The sequence below is a fragment of the Campylobacter sp. IFREMER_LSEM_CL2151 genome (genome assembly GCF_025771725.1).
Lineage (GTDB): Bacteria > Campylobacterota > Campylobacteria > Campylobacterales > Campylobacteraceae > Campylobacter_D > Campylobacter_D lari_C.
This window is the reverse complement of record NZ_JAKMQT010000019.1, coordinates 1-1,434: the sequence shown is the minus strand read 5'-3', so window position 1 is coordinate 1,434 and position 1,434 is coordinate 1. Positions and strand designations below refer to the sequence as shown.

At 26.0% G+C, this 1,434-nt stretch carries 1 protein-coding gene; it reads right to left on the bottom strand.

Going from position 1 to position 1,434, the window contains the following annotated elements; genetic code table 11:
• On the bottom strand, positions 1-1,434 hold a 1,434-nt coding region (locus L8V82_RS07695), incomplete at both ends, for a motility associated factor glycosyltransferase family protein (protein WP_263724547.1).

Genomic DNA, 1,434 nt, shown 5'->3' with positions numbered 1-1,434 from the left:
GCTAGTTGAAAAAGTTCTATACTTTCATTTTTTACAGCATTGTCAAATATATTAAAAAGATGTAAAAGTATTTTAAAAGTTTCTTCATATATATTCAATAGTTCTCTCGTGATTTGCTCTTGTTCTTTTTTATTTTTTGGGTTTTTACACAGCAAAACATTAATGTTTAATTCATGATGATATAAAATATGAGGGTAAAGCTCATATGCTCCATTAGATGTTTTGTATAATTGTTTTTTAAATGCATCAAGTTGTTTAAATAGCGATTTAACTTTTAAATTAATTTTGGATTTTTGAATTTTTTCTAAAAGAATTTGAGATTTATTAATATTATTTTGATTGCAAGAAAGTATTTTTTCTATATTTTTTCTTGCAGTTTTTAAATTGGTTCCAATTTTGGATGTGCTGGTATTAATAATTTTAAACAAAGGCTTATTTTCTTTCAATAAATTTTCACATAATTCTTTAAAAGATTTTTCTATACTTCCTTCTATCCTAGCTCCACCTTCTGTGGCGTTATAGGTTGTAATATTTGATTTGTTTTTATGAACAATAATATCTTTTTCAAAAATATCTTTAAAAACTTTCCACCATTGATTCGTCTCAACCTTACCATTACCACCATAAGCAGTAATAAATAAACCCTCTTTTCTATCATTTTCACTTTCTTGGGTATGTAGATATTCTTTAGGATGAGAATTACCATTTTCATCATAAGCTAAATCTTGACCTATTAAGATAATATTCTTATGTCCTAGTTTTACGGCTAATTCATAAGCCATGTTGGCTACACTTAAACCACCAGAAACGTATCCATAAGCATTTAATTTTAATGTTTTTGCAAAAGGTAAGGATCTATGTACTAATATATATGATTTTTTTGTTTTTTCTAAAGTATTTATAACACTTTTATGTGCCACACTAGCTATAATAAATAATATATCTTTATCAAATTCTTGATTGTCTTGTTCAAAACATTGATAAACAAGACCATGTCTTTCTAAAGCTAATACATAATCAGGTTTTATATTATGTTTTGCTAATATAGGATAAGCACTATCAGCACATATAATACTAGCTTTATTAGCATATTCTTTTAATAAAGGCAATTGCTTTATTAAAGATGGACCAGTAGAAACTATAATAGCATTTTCTATTTTACCTTTTCTTTGTTTTAGTAAGTCTTTTAAGCTAGGGTTGGTTAGTAATGGAATTAAATTTCTTGTAAGCTGAGTAATGCCTTGCAAGGAATCACTAGGCGCGTTTCCTACTCTTAAATGATTAGATTTAATGGCTTGTATAATATCTTGATTTATTGTATTTGTATCGCAAGAAGAGTAAAAATTGCTGTGTATAAAAAGATTATAAATTTTATAATAATTTCTTATAGTTGAATAACTCATTAAAACATCAAGTTGAGTGAAAGTTGTTAGT